The sequence below is a fragment of the Synechococcus sp. 1G10 genome, from assembly GCF_002252625.1.
Classification (GTDB): Bacteria; Cyanobacteriota; Cyanobacteriia; order PCC-6307; family Cyanobiaceae; genus Regnicoccus_A.
In genome coordinates this window covers 25,374-41,535 of record NZ_NQKW01000012.1, presented here as the reverse complement: position 1 = coordinate 41,535, position 16,162 = coordinate 25,374, and the positions used below count along the sequence as shown (strand labels likewise).

Sequence of the window (16,162 nt, the reverse complement as noted above, 5' to 3'; positions counted from 1 at the left end):
TGGTGGCGGGAAAGGCTCAGCATTGGGTCCTGGGGACCTGGGGCTGTCAGCGTGCGTGGTCATGGATGAAGATGTCAGCACCCCTGTGTGCGGCGCATGAAGGCTCGCCCCTTCCTGGCGGCTGTGCTGACGGCAGCACTGCTCCTGCTCTCCCTGGGGGGAGGCTTCTGGTGGCTGGCTCTCCGTCAGAGTCCCCTGAGCCTGGAGCAGCAGCCGTTGCACCTGCCCCTGGCGGCCCGCTTCGTGCCGCGCAGCGCGCTGATCAGTCTTCACCTCCTGGTCAAACCCGACGACCTGGTGGCCTACGCCAGGGCCGTGGCTCCTCCGTCCCAGCGACGGGAAGCAGCCGAGCTGATGGCCAATCTGCGCGATGGCGCCTTTGCCACGGCCGGCCTGGAGTACTCCAGTGAACTGGCCGGATGGCTCGGTCCTGACACCAGCCTGGCGGTGATCGCTCCTGAGGGGAGCGCTGGTCCCAGCGGCTGGTTGCTGGCTCTCGGGTGCCGCGAGCCAGAGGGCGCCCGCCGCTTTCTGCAGCGCTTCTGGCAATCCCGCAGCCTGGCAGGCACTGCCCTGCAGATCAGCAGTTACCGGGGCATGGGGCTGATCAGTGGACGCGGTGCCCTGGCTGGTGAGTCCAGCCAGCCGCTGGCCACGGCCCTGATCGACGACCGGCTGGTGTTGATCGCCTCTGGCCGGGGTGTGCTGGAGCAGGCCCTCGACGTCTCCCAGATCGACGAACTCAACCAGGCAGGACAACACTCGCTCCAGGGCGCCGTAGGACGGCTGGAGAAGGGTGTGGCCCTGCTCACCGCCCGCCCGCAGGCCTTCAGCGACTGGCTCGATCTACCCACCACCCTGAAGAAGGCTGAGGGGGTGGGTGACCTGGTGGTGGCCCTTGTGCCTGACGGCCGGAGTCTGCAGCTCCAGGCACTGCTGCCTGTGCGCCAGCCATTGCAGCAGCTGCAGCTGGATTCGCTGCCCGACCTGCCTGGCCAGCTACGCGGGCCAGTGGCCAGCCTGGCCCTGATCCAGGATCCGGCCTCCCTGCTGGCGGAGCCGGGCGAGCAGACCAGCACTGACGTCTGGAATGACCTGGTGGGCCCGCTGCTGCGCCAGGCTCTCGCTCAGCTGAATGGACCGCTGCCATCGCTGGTGGCGGCCGCCGACCATGGATCTTTGCTGGGCCTGCGCCGGGAGGGGGGCTGGACGCTCGCCACCGCCGCATCCCCCCTGGCCACCGAGCAGCTGAGCCCTCCCCTGCTCCAGCAGGGCTACAGCCCGGCGCCCTTGAACCGTGCTGGCCAGACCCTTCAGGTCTGGAGCCGCCTGGAGGCCCGCCCCGGCAAAGGCGATCCCGACCGCCTGCAGGCAACGCTGGCCGGTGCCCGCTTCGATCAGGGCGAGACGTCCTGGTGGGGAGAGGGCCTGTTGGCCCTCGACGATCAGCTGCAGGGCCGCAAGGCTCCCCCGCGGGAGCGAATCGAGCAACTGCAAGCCCTGGGCAGCCGCGGCGCCCCTCTGCAGGCGGCCCTGGCCGCTGGGCCCGCGCAGGATCTGCTGGCGCCTTGGCACCCGTGGCAACTGGTCTCCAGCCTTGTGGGTCGTCCTCTGCTGGTCGGCGTGCAGGGCCTGGCCTTCAGCCTGGCGATCGAGCCGCCCTTGCCGGAGGATTCGCCGCCGCCGCTGGGACCGTCTTCGCTGCTCGCCCTGCGGGCACGCCTGGAGCTGGGTTGACCATGGCCAATGTCTCCCTGCTGTTGCTGCGTCATGGCCTTGCCGAGGAGCGCCAGGAGCCTGGTCCTGGTGTGCGGTCCGATCGAGAGCGCCCGCTGACGGAGCGGGGGCGCCGGCGGACTGCCGCGGTGGTGCGGCGGCTGCTTGAGCTCGACCTTCACTGCGATAAGCTGTTGAGCAGTCCGCTGGTGCGGGCGCTCCAGACAGCCCAGATCGCCCGGGAGGAGGGCCTCTGCGCTGCCTTGGCGATCGCGGCGGAACTCTCTCCCGATGCCGACCCGATGCCTCTGCTGGTGGAGTGGCTGGCGGTGGATGGTCCCCTGGCCGCTGGTGGCCGCCTCGGGCTGGTGGGCCATGAGCCCGACCTCAGTGCCCTGGCCGCCCGCCTCTGCGGCGCTCCTCCCGGAGCCTTGCGCCTGAAGAAGGGCGGAGTGGCTTTACTCGAGATGCCTGCCCCCGGCAGCGTTGGCGCACAGCCCCTGGAGGGCAGCGCCTGCCTGCGCCTTCTGCTCAGCCCCGCATGCCTCATCTGAGGGGTGGTCAGCAGGGCTACGGCAGGGGGCGGAGCCTCGGCCTAGCTTCGGATCTGAAGCCGGGATGATGCGGATGGTGGTGGATGCAAACCGGGTTGCGGCAGACGCGGCACCCGTCTTCCGTCCTGGGCTGGAGGGTGTGCCGGCAACCCAGTCGGCCATTTGTGACATTGACGGTCTTCAGGGTCTGCTCACCTACCGCGGCTATCCCCTGGAGGAACTGGCGGCCCACAGCACCTTCCTCGAAACCACCCACCTTCTGATCTGGGGTGAGCTACCCACCGTCGAGCGACTGCGGGCCTTCGAGCATGACGTGCAGATGCACCGGAGGGTGAGCTTCCGCATCCGGGACATGATGAAGTGCTTCCCGGCCAACGGGCACCCCATGGACGCGCTGCAGTCGAGCGCGGCCTCCCTCGGGCTGTTCTATTCCCGCCGTGCTCTGGATGATCCCGCCTACATCGAGGCGGCCGTGGTGCGCCTGATCGCCAAGATCCCCACGATGGTGGCTGCTTTTCAGCTGATCCGTCTGGGCCAGGATCCGATCCAGCCCCGTGATGATCTCGCCTATGCGGCCAACTTTCTCTACATGCTCACCGAGCGTGAGCCCGACCCTCTGGCGGCCCGGATCTTCGATGCCTGCCTGATCCTGCACGCCGAGCACAGCCTCAACGCCAGCACCTTCAGTGCCCGCGTCACTGCCAGCACCCTCACCGATCCTTACGCCGTGGTGGCCTCTGCCGTCGGCACCCTGGCCGGCCCTCTGCACGGCGGTGCCAACGAAGACGTGCTGGCAATGCTTGAGCAGATCGGCAGCGAGGACCGGGCCGAAGCCTGGCTGGATCGGGCCATTGCCGACAAGCAGAAGATCATGGGTTTCGGGCACCGTGAATACAAGGTCAAGGACCCCCGGGCCGTGATTCTCCAGGGGCTGGCTGAGCAGCTGTTCGACCGCTTTGGGCACGACGCCATGTACGACGTAGCCAGGCGGCTCGAGGAGGTGGCCTCCGAGCGCCTTGGCCCCAAGGGCATCTACCCCAATGTTGATTTCTATTCCGGGCTGGTGTACCGCAAGCTGGGCATCCCCAGGGATCTGTTCACGCCGATCTTTGCGATCGCCCGGGTGGCTGGCTGGCTGGCTCACTGGAAGGAGCAGCTGGGGGCCAACCGCATTTACAGACCCACGCAGATCTATACCGGGGCCGAGCGCAGGAGTTGGTTGCCTCAGGATGCCCGCAATGCCCTGCCTGCGGTCTAAGTTGCCACCATCTCAGCTCAACGCGGAGTTGTCACGGTGTTGATTGATCCGGCACCAGTGCCCTTGATCACCAGCCGGCCTGCCCTGGCTGTGGTGGGCCCTGGAATCGACCTTCAGTCCAGTTTCACCAGCACCCTGGAGGGATTCGGCCTGAGCCAGGGCACGGCCCATCTGCTCTGGCTGCCCCTGCCGATGCTTCTGGTCCTGGTGGCGGCCGTCATCGGTGTTTTGGTCAACGTCTGGCTGGAGCGCAAGATCTCCGCAGCCGTGCAGCAGCGGATCGGCCCTGAATATGCGGGCGCCCTCGGCGTGCTGCAGCCAATGGCCGATGGCCTCAAGCTGCTCTTCAAGGAAGACGTCATCCCCCACCGCGCCGACGGGCTGCTGTTCACGCTCGGTCCGGTGCTCGTGCTGGTGCCGGTGATCCTGTCCTGGCTGGTGGTGCCCTTTGGTCAGAACCTTCTGATCAGTGATGTGGGCATCGGCGTTTTCCTCTGGATCGCCCTGAGCAGCATCCAGCCGATCGGCCTGTTGATGAGCGGCTACGCCAGCAACAACAAGTACTCCCTGCTGGGGGGTCTACGTGCCGCTGCCCAGTCGATCAGTTATGAGATCCCTCTGGCCCTGGCGGTGCTGGCGGTCGTGATGATGAGCAACTCGCTCAGCACCGTCGACATCGTCAACCAGCAGAGCGGAGCCGGCATTCTCAGCTGGAACATCTGGCGCCAGCCGGTGGGCTTCCTGATCTTCTGGATCTGCGCCCTGGCCGAGTGCGAACGGCTCCCCTTCGACCTTCCAGAGGCGGAAGAAGAGCTCGTTGCCGGCTATCAGACCGAATACGCCGGCATGAAGTTCGCCCTTTTCTACCTGGGCAGCTATATCAACCTGGTGCTCTCGGCCCTGCTGGTGGCCGTCCTCTATCTCGGTGGCTGGGGTTTCCCCTTTCCGGTGGAGTGGTTGGCTGGCGCCCTGGGCCAGTCGGTCGATGCCCCTCTGGTGCAGGTGATCACCGGTTCCCTGGGCATCGTCATGACGGTGCTCAAGGCCTACCTGCTGGTGTTCATCGCCATCCTGCTGCGCTGGACACTGCCGCGGGTGCGCATCGACCAGCTTCTCGATCTGGGCTGGAAGTTCCTGCTGCCGATCGCCCTGGTCAATCTGCTGGTCACCGCTGGTCTGAAGCTCGCCTTCCCTGCCTTTTTCGGCGGATAAGAAGACAGCCGGTCATCATGGGTTAACCCCTAGACCCCAACCCAGCCACAGCTCCAACCCTTCAGCTCCTGTCCACGTTCCTCTCCGACTCCTCCTCCATGTTCGGATTCCTGCAAAAGGTCGGTGATTACACCAAGGACGCCCTTGGCGCGGCCAATTACATCACCCAGGGCCTGTCGGTCACGTTTGATCATCTGCGCCGCCGGCCGATCACCGTGCAATACCCTTATGAGAAGCTGATTCCGTCGGAGCGTTACCGCGGCAGGATCCACTACGAATTCGATAAGTGCATCTCCTGCGAGGTTTGCGTGCGGGTGTGCCCAATCAACCTGCCAGTGGTTGATTGGGTAATGAATAAAGAGACCAAAAAGAAAGAACTGAAAAACTACTCCATTGATTTTGGAGTCTGTATTTTCTGCGGCAATTGTGTGGAGTACTGCCCCACCAACTGTCTCTCCATGACTGAGGAATACGAGCTGGCGGCCTTTGATCGCCACAGTCTCAACTACGACAACGTTGCCCTGGGCCGCCTCCCCACCAGCGTCACCAGTGATCCGGCCGTGGTGCCCCTGCGCGAGCTGGCCTACCTGCCCAAGGGTGAGATGGACCCCCATGGGGTTGACCCCTCCAGGCCGAGAGCCGGTCAACTGCCTGAGCAGGTGCAGGCTGAAATGGCTGCCACAGCTGCCAAGCCCGCGGAGAACTCCTGATGACGATCGCGTCCGTCACCCAGCTCGTCTGCTTCATTGCCCTCTCCCTCACCTTGGTGCTGGGGGCTCTTGGGGTGGTGCTGCTGCCCAACATCGTGTATTCCGCTTTCCTGCTGGCTGGCGTGTTTCTCTCGGTGGCGGGCCTCTACCTGCTGCTGAACGCCAGCTTCGTTGCCGCAGCCCAGGTGCTCGTTTACGTGGGCGCCGTGAATGTGCTGATCCTGTTCGCGATCATGCTCGTGAACAAGAAGGAGGCCATGGCTGAGATCCCTGGCCTGCTCCTGCGACGGGTGCTCTCCGGGGGGGTCTGCCTCGGGCTGTTTCTTTTGATCCTGAGGGTTGATCTCACCACTCCATGGGCAGTCCCAGGGCCCACCCCCCTCGGCGATGACTCCACGGTGCTGATCGGGATCCACCTGTTCAGCGACTATCTGCTGCCTTTCGAGCTGGCCTCGGTGCTGCTGCTCATGGCGATGATCGGAGCGATCGTGCTCGCCCGCCGCGATGTGTTCAGCAGCGATGTGATCACGGGCGAAGCGGCGGATCAGGGACTGATCGAAAAAGAGCGCACACCCCTTCTTCTTGAGAGCACCGCCGGCGAGACCACCCTGCTGGAGAAAGTCTGATCATGCCCGCCACTTCCATCGACATTCCGCTGCAGGCCTACCTGGTGCTCGCAGCCATCCTCTTCTGCACAGGTGTCTGGGGTTTGATCAACAGCCGCAACGCCGTGCGCGTGCTCATGAGTATTGAGCTGATGCTCAATGCCGTGAACATCAATCTCATGGCATTTTCCAGCTACATCGACGGCCAGCAGATCCGAGGCCAAGTCTTTGCCATTTTTGTGATCACTGTCGCGGCCGCCGAAGCTGCCGTGGGCCTGGCGATCCTGCTCTCTCTTTATCGCAACCGCGAAACTGTCGACATGGAGCGCTTCAACCTGCTGCGCTGGTAAACGGTCCCGCCGCTCACCCGCTGATGTGGCCATTCAGGATTCACGCTTGATTCCATGCAGCTTCAGAGGGTCTGGCTGATCGTTCGCTCAGGCAGCCAGGCCGCCCAGCGTCAGGCCCGGCGTTGCTGTGAAGATCTGCGCTCCCAGGGAGTTCAGGTATCTGTGGCCAGCAGTGGAGCCAGCTCCAATCCCTTCCCGGGACTTCTGGCCACCGAGCCCTGTCTGCCTGACCTCACTGTGGTGCTGGGAGGGGATGGCACCGTCCTGAGTGCGGCTCGTCACCTCGGCCCCCTGGAGGTGCCGATCCTTAGTTTCAACGTGGGCGGGCACCTCGGCTTCCTGACCCAGGAACGCAAGCTGCTGGTGCTCAGCACGTCCTCCTCAGACGACAACCTCTGGCAACGGCTGCGCGATGACCGCTTCGCTCTCGAGCGGCGCATGATGCTGGAGGCCTTCGTTGATCGTGGCGACGGAGTTCCCGAAGGGGATGAGCCGGAAGACCCTGCCAGCGATGGGCCAGCCAGGCTGCACCGTGCGCTCAACGATTTCTATTTCCGCCCTTTCCTCGATGAGCTCTCGCCCACCTGCGTGCTGGAGCTGGAGATCGACGGGGAGGTCGTGGATCAGTTCCGCGGCGATGGCTTGATCATCGCCACCTCCACCGGCTCCACGGGATATGCCATGGCGGCTGGAGGGCCGATTCTCCATCCCGGCATCGATGCCATCGTGGTGAATCCGATCTGCCCGATGAGCCTCTCCAGCCGGCCGGTGGTGGTGCCACCACGCTCCCAGCTGGCGATCTGGCCCCTGGGTGAGCCGAGCCGCCGGGTGAAGCTCTGGAAGGATGGCGCCCACGCCACGGTGCTCGAGCCGGGCGATCGCTGCGTCGTGCAGCGCTCCGGCCACTGCGCCCTGATGGTGGTGCTGCAGCAAAGCCCCTCCTATTACCGCACCCTCAGCCACAAGCTGCACTGGGCTGGCGACCTCACCGCCTCCGAACCCTCCCCAAACTGAGCGGCGCAGCGCCAAGGCGACGGACCTGGCAGCAGGATGGCCTGGTCGTCCTGGGGGAGTGGATCGGTGGCTCTGGAGATCGAGCGCCGCTTCCTCGTGGCAGGAACCGGGTGGAGGGAGCACATCCTCTGGCGGCAGCACTTGTGCCAGGGCTATCTGCAGACTTCAGCCGATGGGGTCACCGTGCGGGTGCGCCTGGAGGATGGGCGAACCGAAGGAACGGAGAAGGCAGAACCATTGGTGGTGCAGCCCGATCCGGAGCGTTCAGCGGGCTCCTCGGAGAGTGGCGCCAGGGCGTGGCTGACCCTCAAGGCCACCGTCACCGCCATCACCCGGAAGGAATTCGAGTACGCGATTCCGGCCGCCGATGCCCGCCAGCTGCTGGGTCTTGCCGCGGTCAGCCTGAGCAAGGAGCGCTACGGGCTTGACCTGCCTGGCGGTGACTGGGTGCTTGATGTGTTCGAGGGAGAGAACGCCCCCCTGGTGCTGGCGGAGGTGGAGCTGGAGCGGGAGGACCAACCGCTGACGCTGCCGCCCTGGTGCGCTCTGGAGATCACCGGTCGTGGAGAGCTCAGCAATGCGGCCCTGGCTAGATACCCCTGGAGCTACTGGTCTGAGGCGGACCGACAGGATCTGCTGGTGGATAGCCTTTGTAACAACAGCGACATCCGCTAGGATTTTCTTAAGAATTTCTCCCTGATTCCCCTTTTCCAGTTCAGTCCGTGCTCGGCCCCTACGGCCACCAAAGCGTGCGTCGCTCCGCCTGCTGCGACAGCGATGATTGCCTCGACTACGCCGATCTGTTCGGGCTCGGACCCGACGGGTACATCCTCTAGGCCCTCACGCCCTCAGTTGAAGTGCACGCCCTGCCGAGGGCCCTATCGGTTGCGACGGCCCAGAGTGTCTGATTGACCAGGGGCGCTGCCCCGATCTGAGCGCTTTGGTTTTGGAGCACTGCTGGATTTTGGATCACTTCTGAGTACCCGCTACCCCCGGCACCTGGCTGAGTTGTGGCTCAGGCCGCAACTCAGGCTTCAGGGCTGGGTAAATTGCAGCAATTGAAACCATCTCGGCAAATCTTGCCGTTGTCCATTGCCCAGTTCAGCAGGGCGACCCGATTCTTGGCGCCGGTCTTGGTGAAGATATTGCTGACGTGGTTGTCGACCGTTCGCTTGCTGATCATCAGCTCAAGGGCTATCTCTTGATTGGTCAGGCCCGTCGCTACCCGCTCGATGATTTCCAATTCGCGTTCCGAAAGGCTGGAGCGCAGTTGGATGAGATTGTCTCGATCGGACATCCAGACTCCACACCTCCACGGGCCCACTGTAAGCAGCAGCCGTTGACGCATGATGGGCCCTGAGCGATCCCCTGTCCCTTGCTTCTGCGCCAGGCCCTGGAGACCGGTCAGTTCGCCATCACGGCTGAGGTGACCCCGCCGAGGGGAGGCGACCCCACCCGAACCCTCGCGGCGGCCGCCAAGCTGCGCGGACTGGTCCATGCCGTCAATGTCACCGATGGCAGCAGGGCTGTGATGCGGATGAGCAGCCTCGCCCTCTGCCGCCTGCTCCTTGATGCCGGACTCGAGCCTGTGCTGCAGCTGGCCTGTCGCGACCGTAACCGGATTGCGCTTCAGGCCGATCTGCTCGGAGCCCATGCCCTCGGCATCCGCAATGTGCTCTGCCTCACCGGGGACCCGGTGGGCGCCGGTGATCAGCCAGGCGCCCGGGCCGTCAATGAGCTGGAAGCCGTGCGCCTGCTGCAGTTGGTGGGCCATCTCAACGCTGGTCTCGATCCAGTGGAGGGCCTGCTGCCGGATGGTCCCACGGCCCTGTTCCCAGGGGCTGCGGCCGACCCCCAGTCGACCAGCTGGAGCGGCCTGCGGGCCAGGGTGGCGCGTAAGCAGGCCGCCGGCGCGTGCTTTCTGCAGACCCAGATGGTGATGAATACAGAAGCCCTGCGCCGCTTCTGCGGCGAGATCAGTGAACCACTGGGTCTGCCGGTGCTGGCTGGGGTGTTTCTGCTCAAGTCGGCGCGGAACGCGGCCTTCATCAACCGGGTCGTGCCTGGTGCCTCGATTCCCCAGCCGATCATCGACCGGCTGGCGGCTTCAGCGGATCCGGCGGCCGAGGGTGTGGCGATCGCCGCCGAGCAGGTGCGCTCCTACAGCGCCATTGCCCAGGGTGTTCACCTGATGGCCGTGAAGGCGGAGGAGCGCATCCCCCTGATCCTGGCTGAGGCCGGTGTTTCGGCCCCTGGGGGATCGCTGCCGATGGACGTCAGTTCTCTCCCACACTGAGGGCAAGGTCCGTGCCGAGCAGATCAGCCATCGCCTTCTGCTGGGGTGAGGGCTGCACCACATCCTGGCGGCGCACGTCGGTGATCAGCCAGTCGAGGGAAGCTTCCTGCAGGTCGAAGTGGTCACCGTTGCGATCCACGCAGTAGCGGCCGAACACCAGCTTCTCCACCAGACGTACGCCGGCACCGATGCGGGAGTAATCGAAAATGATCGAGTTGTCGATCGTGGCGCCTTCACAGATGTGGCAGCTCGGTCCGATCATCGCCGGCCCCACGATCGTCACCCCAGGATCGATGCGGGTCATGCCTCCTACGTAGATGGGGCCGGTCACGTTGATCTTGTCCCAGTCGGCGGCCACGTTCAGACCCGTGAAGATCCCAGGCCGCACTTCCCGGCCAGGCACCTGGACCTGACGCACTTCGCCCTTGAGCACGCTGCGGATCGCCTGCCAGTAGTCGGGCACCTTGCCGATGTCCACCCACTCGAAATCCATCGGCAGGGCGTAGAAGGGGGCTCCGGCAGCCACCAGCAGGGGGAAGAGATCGGCACCGATGTCGAAGGGAACGCCGGCAGGGATGTGTTCGAGAACCTCCGGTTCGAAGATGTAGATGCCTGTGTTGATCATGTCGCTGGCGGCCTCCTGGATGGAGGGCTTCTCCTGGAAGCTCAGCACCCGGCTGTCCTGGTCGGTGACCACCACGCCGTAACTGCTCACCTGGTCCTTGGGCACCTGCTTGGTGACCAGGGAGGCCATGGCGCCTTTCTCCTTGTGGCGGCGCACAGCCTCGGTGAGATCGAGATCGATCAGGGCATCGCCGCAGAGCACCACGAAGGTGTCGTCGAAAAATGGTTGAAAGGTCTGGATTTTCTTGAGGCCGCCGGCTGAACCAAGGGCCGCGCCGATCAGTTCGCCGTCTTCAATGCGCCCTTCGAAGCTGTAGGCGATCTCCACACCGAAGCGTTGGCCATCTCTGAAGTAGTTCTCGATCTCCTCGGCCAGGTGTGAAACATTGACCATCACTTCGGTGAACCCGTGCTCACGCAGCAGCTCCAGCAGAAACTCCATCACGGGTTTCTGCAGGATAGGGATCATCGGTTTGGGGATCGTGTGGGTGATGGGCTGCACCCGAGTTCCCTTTCCGGCCGCGAGAATCATGGCCTTCATGGGCACCTGTCCGCTTCTGTTCCGATTCCGTAAAGCTTAATCAAGACCCTCAGGCGGCCTGGGCTTGCCGAGCCGGAGACGGAGCTGGCCCCAATCCCTGAGGCGCGGCGGTGGGCAGCATGCCCAACCCTTCCTGGCAACCCCTGAGGAAGAGGGGGCCGAACAGATCACCATCCTGCTGCAGGTCGATCCTGCCCTGGGAGCACAGAAAGAGCAGGGCCCAGAACACTCCCACCCGGTCCTGGTCCAGATCCGCCGGTGCGGACTCGGCCCAGGCTTCCACAAGCACCTCGAAGTTCACCCAGTCGCTGGCGGCCTGCCACTCCAGGAGGAAGTGGCTGAGGGCGGCGGTGGTTTCCGGCAGTTTCTCGCGGTGGGCCAGGGCCGCCACCTGCTCGATCGCCGCCCGCTCGCTGTAGCGACGTCCGCGTTGTCTGGTTCGCCCGCTCGCTTCCCCCTGCTCCAGCCGCTCGGCGATGTCCTCCAGCTGGCGGATCAGTTCCCCCAGGGTGACGGGACGCTGCAGCGGCGGTGGAGCCACGGCCCGCCGATGCAGGTGACGTTCCGGCCGGCGCGGCAGCTGGAACGAGAGCAACTCAAAGGAATCAGCGCCGTCGTCATCGATGCTGAAGGCCTCCAGCTCTGGCTCCGGTGGCAGGGTCTGCTGCTCGAGGATCTCGGCCTTCAGGCTCACCAGCACAGAGGCGGCCAGGAACGCCTCGCTGGTGGCGGCCAGATCACTCTCGAAGCTGCCCCCCTCACCGGGCCGGCTCACCAGCCGGGGGGCGCCGATCCGCTGGCGCAGCTGGTCCAGGAAGCCGTCTATCACGGCAATGACATCGACGTCCCAGGGGTCAATCTCGCCACGCTCGGCGGCATCCTGCAGCAGGCGAATCGCCAGCCTGGCGCCTGCATCGGCCAAGATCTTTCCACATCTGCCGGAAACGTACCCCGCCTGGGGTCTCAGGGCCAGCCGTGCCCTGGTTCAGGCCTCGTTGGGCTGAGGCTCAGGGCTCGGAGCTGAACTCTGACCAGCGGCCGGCAGCAGGCTCAGCTGCGCATCCACGGTGGCCCGGTAGCGCTGAATATCGGCTTCCAGCTCCTGGATCCGCACCTGCTGGGCTTCCAGCTCGCCCTGCTCCTGCAGCTCCTCCACCTTCTTGACGACGCCGGTCCAGACGGCGAACACCCAGGCGGAGGTGGCACCGATTCCTCCCACCACCAGCATCATTGCCGCCAGGGGCAAGGTGGCGCTCACCCCGGGCAGAAAGTGCACCGTGGTGGCGGTGGTGTTCTCCAGAGTGAACATCACGGTGGCCAGGCCAAAGCTGAAGATCAGCAGGAAGTTCAGCTGACGCATGGTTCGAGGCGCTTGATGCGTGGCGAAAGGGTGAAGGCTGGAGCAGGGGGAGATGGGCGGTCGGGATCCGCAGAGTTTCGTAACCCCTTGCTCAGGGCAGCAGCGGCGCCACCAAGAGCGGCTGATGGGCCTCCACGCCAGAGCTGATCAGGGCCAGGGGAGGGTTCTGACGGATCAGGCCCTGGCGGCCGGCTGGAATCATGCGGGCCATGGAGGCCTCTTCCCGTTGCACAAGGGCTTCGATCGAGGCGCGGTAGCTGTCGGTCATCAGGCGTGGATAGAGACCGATGCCGATGATCGGCACCAGCAGGCAGGAGATGACGTAGATCTCACGCGGTTCGGCGTCGACCAGCCTGGTGTGGGAGGCCAGCTCGGTGTTCTCCTTGCCGAAGAAGATTTCCCGCAGCATCGAGAGCAGGTAGATCGGCGTAAGGATCACCCCAACGGCCGCCAGAACCGCCATCACGATGCGGAAGCTGAGCGAGTAGGCCTCGCTCGTGGCGAAGCCCACGAACACCATCAGCTCGGAGACGAAGCCGCTCATGCCAGGCAGGGCCAGGGAAGCCAGGGAGCAGACCGTCCAGAGGGCAAACATCTTGCGCATCTTCTGGCCCACTCCTCCCATCTCATCGAGCTGGAGGGTGTGGGTGCGGTCGTAGGTGGCCCCCACCAGGAAGAACAGGCTGGCGCCGATCAGGCCATGACTCACCATCTGCAGCATGGCGCCGCTGGTGCCGAGGGCGGAGAAGCTGCCGATACCGATCAGCACGAAGCCCATGTGGCTGATCGAGCTGTAGGCAATCTTTCGCTTGAGGTTGCGCTGGGCGAAGGAGGTGAGGGCCGCGTAGATGATGTTCACTACCCCCAGCACCACCAGCAGGGGGGCGAACTGGGCGTGGGCATCGGGTAGCAGCTGCACGTTGAAGCGCAGCAGGGCATAGCCCCCCATCTTCAGCAGGATGCCGGCGAGGAGCATGTGCACTGGCGCCGTGGCTTCGCCGTGGGCATCCGGGAGCCAGGTGTGCAGCGGCACGATCGGCAGCTTCACACCGAAGGCGATCAGCAGACCGGCGTAGGCCAGCAGCTGGAAGCGGGTGCCGAATTCCTTGGCCGCCAGGGTTGTGTATTCAAAGCTGGGGGTGCCACCGCCATGGAATCCCATCGCCAGGGCCGCCAGCAGGATGAACACCGAGCCACCTGCGGTGTAGAGGATGAACTTTGTGGCGGCGTACTGGCGCTTCTTGGCGCCCCAGATCGCCAGCAACAGGTAGACCGGCAGCAGCTCCAGTTCCCAGGAGAGGAAGAACAGGAGCATGTCCTGGACTGCGAAGACGGCGATCTGGCCGCCATCCATGGCCAGAATGAGGAAATAGAACAGGCGTGGTTTGAAGGTGACTGGCCAGGCCGCCAGCACAGCCAGGGCTGTGATGAAGCTGGTGAGCAGGATCAGGGGCATCGAGAGCCCGTCGGCCCCCACCGACCAGGCCAGGCCCAGATCTGGCAGCCACTCCACCCGCTCGATCAACTGCAGACCGGCCACCGAGGGGTCGTAGCCGTTTAGATAGGCCCCGGCGGTGACCAGGAAGGTGACCAGGGCGACACCGAGTGCATACCAGCGGATCGTCTTGCCGTCGCCTGGATCGGGAATGAAGGGGATCAGCAGGGCGGCGGCGATCGGCATCAGGATCGAAACGCTCAGCCAGGGGAAGACGGTGGCGGGTCCGTCGCTCAAGGCACCAATGGCGCCCGTGGCAACGGCAGGATCGAGCGGCACGGGGGCAGGGATGAGGTCTGGGCGGAGTGTAGAAATACCTGCTGCTCAGGCCGCTCCCAGATAAGCGTTGACACACACAGAGCCTGGTGGTCAGCCTGCCGCCTGGCTCAGAAGCTGCTGAACAGCACCACCAGAGCGATCACGCCGCCGAACACGATCAGGGCATAGAACTGGGCCCGGCCGGTTTCGAAATACTTGAGGCCTTCACCGCTGCCCAGGGTCAGCAGGCCGGTGAGGTTCACCACCCCATCCACCACCTTGGCGTCCACTTCGAGCACCTGACGGGCCAGCTTGCGGCTGCCCTGAACGAACAGCTTGTCGTTGAGGTCGTCGAGGTACCACTTGTTGGCCAGGAAGGCGTTGAGGCTGGGGAAGCGGGCGGCCACCAAGGTGGCCAGATCAAGCTTGTGGAGGGAGTAGGCCAGCACCGCAATGGTGATTCCGGTGATCGATATCGCCACCGAAGCACCTGCCAGGGGGAGGAATTCAGCCCAGGAGAAGTGCTCAGCCATCTCGGCGGCTTCCTGGGGATCGAGCAGGCCGGCGAAGCGGCTGTGCCAAGGGGTTCCGAGCAGGCCGACCAGGGCGGAAGGCACCGCCAGGACCGCGAGGGGCAAGGCCATCTGCCAGCCGGATTCGTGGGGGTGGCTGGCGTGGTGACCATGGCTGGCGCCATCGCTCTGCCCATCCGGCCCAGGGGCGAACTTGCCTGCGTCCTTGAGCAGCTGCGCCTGGATGGCCGCGTCGTTGCCGCGGAACTCGCCCTCGAAGGTCAGGAAGTAGAGCCTGAACATGTAGAAGGCCGTCATGCCGGCGGTGAGAAAGCCCACAACCCAGAGGATCGGATAGGTGTTGAAGGCTTGCCCGAGAATCTCGTCCTTGCTCCAGAAGCCTGCCAGTGGCGGAATGCCGCTGATGGCCACACAGCCGATCAGGAAGGTGATCGCCGTCACGGGCATGAACTGACGCAGGCCGCCCATCAGGCGCATGTCCTGAGCCAGCACCGGCTCATGGCCCACCACCTCCTCCATGGCATGGATCACCGAGCCGGAGCCCAGGAACAGCATTGCCTTGAAGAAGGCGTGGGTCACCAGGTGGAACATGCCGGCGACCGGGGCGCCGCAGCCCATTGCAAGCATCATGTAACCCAGCTGGCTGACGGTGCTGTAAGCCAGGCCCTTCTTCAGGTCCATCTGGGTGAGGGCAATCGAAGCCCCCAGGAAGCAGGTGATCGTGCCGACCACCGCGATCACCAGCTGGACCTGGGGGAAAGGGGCATAGACAGGTTGCAGCCGGGCCACCAGGAACACTCCCGCCGCCACCATCGTGGCGGCATGGATCAGGGCGGAGATGGGGGTTGGACCCTCCATGGCATCGGGCAGCCAAACGTGCAGGGGGAACTGGGCCGACTTGGCCATCGGTCCCATGAACACAAGCAGGCAGAGCAGCACTGCAGCTCCATTGGAAAGGCTGCCGCCTGCCACGGCGTCCGCCAGGCGTGAGCCGATCTCCTCAAAGCCGAAGGCGCCCGTGGCCCAGAACAGCCCGAGAATGCCAAGCAGCAGGCCGAAGTCTCCGACCCGGTTCACCACAAAGGCCTTCTGGGCGGCATTGGCAGCACCGTCACGGTCGTACCAGAAGCCCACCAGCAGGTAGGAGCACATGCCAACCAGCTCCCAGAACACGTATATCTCAAGCAGGTTCGGGCTGATCACCAGGCCCAGCATCGAGCTGCTGAACAGGGCCAGATAGGTGAAAAAGCGCACATAACCCTTGTCGTGGGCCATGTAGCCATCGGAGTACACCATCACCAGCAGGGCGATGGTGGTGACCAGCGAGAGCATTACAGCCCCGAGCGCATCCACCCGGAAGCCCATCTGCAGATTGAAACTGCCCGCGCTGGCCCAGTCGAAGAGCACTTCGGTGGCGGGAGCCCCAGCCAGCTGCTCTGCCAGCACGGCGAAACTGAGCACAGCGGCCGCCCCGACGCAGCTGATCAGGAGCAGGGCCACCGGCTTGCGCAGCCGGTTGACGGTTCGATTGAAGCTGATCAGGCCGAGGCCGGTGATGGCCGCCCCAGCCAGGGGCAGCACGGGGATCAACCAGGCAAGTTCGGCAGCCGACGTCATCCAGCTCAGGGTGCGGGCT

General features: G+C 64.7%; 16 protein-coding genes. 10 read left to right on the top strand and 6 right to left on the bottom strand.

Annotated elements, in window-relative coordinates; translation table 11 throughout:
- Window positions 1–96 precede the first annotated feature (96 nt).
- From CJZ82_RS11405 to CJZ82_RS11365, 9 genes are all read left to right on the top strand, one after another.
- The gene (locus tag CJZ82_RS11405) at window positions 97–1,737 is read left to right on the top strand and encodes a DUF3352 domain-containing protein (protein ID WP_094555893.1); all 1,641 of its coding nucleotides are present in this window, start codon (window positions 97–99) and stop codon (window positions 1,735–1,737) included.
- A gap of 2 nt (window positions 1,738–1,739) precedes the next feature.
- Entirely contained in the window at window positions 1,740–2,270 is a 531-nt protein-coding gene (locus CJZ82_RS11400) for a histidine phosphatase family protein (RefSeq protein WP_094555892.1), read from the top strand.
- 67 nt (window positions 2,271–2,337) lie between these two features.
- Entirely contained in the window at window positions 2,338–3,528 is a 1,191-nt protein-coding gene (locus CJZ82_RS11395; protein ID WP_094555931.1) for a citrate synthase, read from the top strand.
- Between the two features lie 93 nt (window positions 3,529–3,621).
- Window positions 3,622–4,740: an NADH-quinone oxidoreductase subunit NuoH gene (nuoH, locus tag CJZ82_RS11390; protein ID WP_198949748.1), complete on the top strand. Its 1,119-nt coding sequence runs from the start codon at window positions 3,622–3,624 to the stop codon at window positions 4,738–4,740.
- A gap of 98 nt (window positions 4,741–4,838) precedes the next feature.
- The gene (gene ndhI / locus CJZ82_RS11385; RefSeq protein WP_094555891.1) at window positions 4,839–5,450 is read left to right on the top strand and encodes an NAD(P)H-quinone oxidoreductase subunit I; all 612 of its coding nucleotides are present in this window, start codon (window positions 4,839–4,841) and stop codon (window positions 5,448–5,450) included.
- Complete coding sequence (locus CJZ82_RS11380; protein WP_094555890.1) at window positions 5,450–6,076, top strand: NADH-quinone oxidoreductase subunit J; 627 nt, start codon at window positions 5,450–5,452, stop codon at window positions 6,074–6,076. Before ndhI ends, CJZ82_RS11380 begins: the two co-directional genes overlap by 1 nt.
- Window positions 6,077–6,078: 2 nt before the next feature.
- Entirely contained in the window at window positions 6,079–6,405 is a 327-nt protein-coding gene (gene nuoK / locus CJZ82_RS11375) for an NADH-quinone oxidoreductase subunit NuoK (protein ID WP_094555889.1), read from the top strand.
- 54 nt (window positions 6,406–6,459) lie between these two features.
- A complete protein-coding gene (locus CJZ82_RS11370; RefSeq protein ID WP_094555888.1) occupies window positions 6,460–7,419 on the top strand; it encodes an NAD(+) kinase in 960 nt (319 codons plus the stop codon).
- A 66-nt stretch (window positions 7,420–7,485) separates the two neighbouring features.
- Window positions 7,486–8,094: a CYTH domain-containing protein gene (locus tag CJZ82_RS11365; RefSeq protein ID WP_094555929.1), complete on the top strand. Its 609-nt coding sequence runs from the start codon at window positions 7,486–7,488 to the stop codon at window positions 8,092–8,094.
- Between the two features lie 352 nt (window positions 8,095–8,446).
- Here the strand turns inward: CJZ82_RS11365 and CJZ82_RS11360 are convergent, their stop codons facing one another.
- Window positions 8,447–8,716 (bottom strand): LuxR C-terminal-related transcriptional regulator, encoded by a 270-nt coding sequence (locus CJZ82_RS11360; RefSeq protein WP_094555887.1) that lies wholly within the window; start codon window positions 8,714–8,716, stop codon window positions 8,447–8,449.
- Between the two features lie 78 nt (window positions 8,717–8,794).
- Between CJZ82_RS11360 and CJZ82_RS11355 the strand changes: the two genes are divergently transcribed.
- On the top strand, window positions 8,795–9,715 hold the full coding sequence (locus tag CJZ82_RS11355) for a methylenetetrahydrofolate reductase (protein WP_094555886.1): 921 nt from the start codon (window positions 8,795–8,797) through the stop codon (window positions 9,713–9,715).
- Here the strand turns inward: CJZ82_RS11355 and CJZ82_RS11350 are convergent.
- The 5 genes from CJZ82_RS11350 to CJZ82_RS11330 form a co-directional block, all read right to left on the bottom strand.
- Window positions 9,696–10,880, bottom strand: coding sequence for an NDP-sugar synthase (locus CJZ82_RS11350; RefSeq protein ID WP_094555885.1), 1,185 nt, complete (start codon window positions 10,878–10,880; stop codon window positions 9,696–9,698). The two genes, CJZ82_RS11355 and CJZ82_RS11350, sit on opposite strands and share 20 nt — an antisense overlap.
- Before the next feature lie 49 nt (window positions 10,881–10,929).
- Window positions 10,930–11,802 carry a segregation/condensation protein A gene (locus tag CJZ82_RS11345; RefSeq protein ID WP_094555884.1) on the bottom strand — a complete coding sequence of 291 codons (873 nt, stop codon included), beginning with the start codon at window positions 11,800–11,802 and terminating at the stop codon, window positions 10,930–10,932.
- Between the two features lie 63 nt (window positions 11,803–11,865).
- Window positions 11,866–12,240 (bottom strand): LapA family protein, encoded by a 375-nt coding sequence (locus CJZ82_RS11340; RefSeq protein ID WP_094555883.1) that lies wholly within the window; start codon window positions 12,238–12,240, stop codon window positions 11,866–11,868.
- 91 nt (window positions 12,241–12,331) lie between these two features.
- Window positions 12,332–13,921 carry an NAD(P)H-quinone oxidoreductase subunit 4 gene (locus CJZ82_RS11335; protein ID WP_233130210.1) on the bottom strand — a complete coding sequence of 530 codons (1,590 nt, stop codon included), beginning with the start codon at window positions 13,919–13,921 and terminating at the stop codon, window positions 12,332–12,334.
- 200 nt (window positions 13,922–14,121) lie between these two features.
- Window positions 14,122–16,143 carry an NAD(P)H-quinone oxidoreductase subunit 5 gene (locus CJZ82_RS11330; protein WP_094555881.1) on the bottom strand — a complete coding sequence of 674 codons (2,022 nt, stop codon included), beginning with the start codon at window positions 16,141–16,143 and terminating at the stop codon, window positions 14,122–14,124.
- Between the last annotated feature and the right edge of the window lie 19 nt (window positions 16,144–16,162).